At 54.9% G+C, this 2,173-nt stretch carries 3 protein-coding genes; all 3 read right to left on the bottom strand.

Features of this window, described 5'->3' with window-relative positions; translation table 11 throughout:
- Positions 1 to 287: 287 nt before the first annotated feature.
- Complete coding sequence (locus tag HY913_08765; protein ID MBI4963356.1) at positions 288 to 884, bottom strand: type 1 glutamine amidotransferase; 597 nt, start codon at positions 882 to 884, stop codon at positions 288 to 290.
- Positions 885 to 1,122: 238 nt separating this feature from the next.
- On the bottom strand, positions 1,123 to 1,944 hold the full coding sequence (locus HY913_08760; GenBank protein ID MBI4963355.1) for a DDE-type integrase/transposase/recombinase: 822 nt from the start codon (positions 1,942 to 1,944) through the stop codon (positions 1,123 to 1,125).
- 8 nt (positions 1,945 to 1,952) lie between these two features.
- Positions 1,953 to 2,153 (bottom strand): hypothetical protein, encoded by a 201-nt coding sequence (locus HY913_08755; protein ID MBI4963354.1) that lies wholly within the window; start codon positions 2,151 to 2,153, stop codon positions 1,953 to 1,955.
- Positions 2,154 to 2,173: the final 20 nt, after the last annotated feature.

Here is a 2,173-nt window from a genome sequence, read left to right as displayed (position 1 = left end):
CCTTCTTCTTCATCTCATCGATCGACGCAAAGAGATAGGGCGGCAGGGTCTTGATCCGGCTGGCGTACTCTATCGGAAATCCGGCCATGCGAACAGGCTCCTTTCTCTCTTTCATGCTCACAAGTAGCAAGTCGCAGGTCTCAAGTGGCAAGTGCACAAGTGACCAAGTCGCAAGGGTCCGAAACTTGTTACTTGGTTACTTGCAACTTGTCAGCTTGCAACCTTGGTCACTTGCCCACTTGCTACGGTTATTGCCCAGACAGGTTACTTCAGTTGCAGGCCGGCAATCAATGTCCGGGGGCGTTGGGAGCAGTCAGGTGGGCAATCAGCCGGTCCGCCCAGGTCTGCATGTGAGGGAGATGAGGCTCCGAGTCCCGGATGAGCGCAGCGGCTTCCTTCTTGGCGCGGCGCAGATCTTCAGGACACTCGCGGCACAGAGCCTCGATTCCGGTCCGTTCGATTTCCAGGTGGAACAGGAGGCCATAGGCCTTCAATCCGAAGCGAAAAGCCTGGAGGGGACATAACTCGGAGGAGGCCAGCGGGACGGCTCCGGCAGGAAGCTCGAAGACCTCCCCATGCCATTCGAAGGCCTCGAAGGGGTCTGGAAGCGAGCCGACCCACGGGTCAGATTTTCCTTCAGCCATCACCCGCAGCTTGGTCATCCCAAGCTCAAGACCGCGCCCCGGACGTACCGGCGCGCCCAACGCACGGGCCATCAGTTGCGCGCCGAGACAGACACCCAGGACCGACATCCCGGCCTGAACCGCCTTCTTGATAAAGTCGATCTCCTCCTTGATCCAGGCATCGGGATCGTTGACCGACATAGGCCCGCCCATGACGAGGAGAAAATCTCCTGCCTCCTTGGGCAGCCCGACCTTAGGCACCAGGTGCCGCTCCACCTGATACCCGCGCTTCTCCAGAAGACCGGCAAAGGCCCCCGGCCCCTCAAACGGCACATGTTGCAGTCAGACCGCGCGTTTCATCATTCGTTAATCGGCTCCAAGCGGGACACAGCACAGCACGAAACTACATGGAGCGGGCGCTTGTCAAGCGGGTGACAGTTCTTCACTTGTCGGGAGTAGGGTCGTGTTGGGAAAATTTTAAAAGTGCACTCTTGAAAGTTCAAAAGTGCACTTTCTTGAGGTCCTCTGCCTTGACTTGTTGTTGTCCCACAAGCTTGTCCTGATACCAGAACCGAATCAGGGCCAGCCGGGTTTGGAGGGTTAAACTGATCCGCAGTTCCACCTCTTCACGAATCGGAACACCCGAAACGCTGAACTTCAGAGTGTTCCAGGAGACCTTTCGATAAGGGTCCACCGTCCTTTTAAATCGGTAACAGAAAATATCATCAAGAGTCTGATAAGGCCGGGGGATTTCGAATCTGCGAAACAGGCCTCTGTTTTCCTCAAGGGCCTTTTCATAGCGAAGGACCGGGATTTCCCCGGTAGTAGAGTGAACCCGTTTGTAATTGTACCGATGCAGCTCTTCATAGAGTACTTGCCGAGCTTGATCGATGCTCGTGATTCCCTCCCGGACACAGGTCCTTACCAGGTGATCCTGCAGCCATTGGTAGGGCCTCTCCACTTTTCCTTTGGCGGCAGGACTCAAGGCATAAACCACCTCGATGCGTAAGTCTTTGAGAACCTCTTTCCACTGGACCAAGGCTTGCTCTTCGGTGGTCTCAAACTTCCTCCACACACGGTCTCGTTTCTCCACATAGCGAAAGATCGAGTGATTATCGACGTAGTACTTCAACGGACAACCAAACTGAGTCAGGACGGCCTTCTGAGCCAGGATATGGGTCCAGGTGGTCTCCTTCTCCCACAGATCTCCATACAAGATCCGCCGGCTGTGATCGTCGATGGTCGTGATGAGATACCACTTGGTTTGTGCCAGAGGGGACCACAGATGGTAGGAGGTGTCATGCTGGAGAAGTTCTCCCACATAGTTGGTCAGGACCTCCCGGTCATGGGCCTTGCGAGCGGGCCGTTGTTGGTAATACCCATTTTTTTCGCCCGATCAATGATCGTCGGCAAAGACACATGCACTTTGTGCTTCTTCTCCAGGATCTCTTTCACATAACTGTAGTTGTAGAACCGCACCGGATTGCTCTGGTCCCGAATGATCTCGGTCTCTTTCTTCAGTTCCTGCATGATCCTTGTCTCTGTTTTGG

Source organism: Desulfomonile tiedjei, assembly GCA_016212925.1.
Taxonomy (GTDB): domain Bacteria; phylum Desulfobacterota; class Desulfomonilia; order Desulfomonilales; family Desulfomonilaceae; genus JACRDF01.
This window is presented reverse-complemented; position numbering and strand designations above follow the sequence as displayed.

Coding starts and splice junctions, on each gene's coding strand:
- HY913_08755 (MBI4963354.1), bottom strand. CDS start 2,153: ATGCAGGAACTGAAGAAAGAGACCGAGATCATTCGGGACCAGAGCAAT.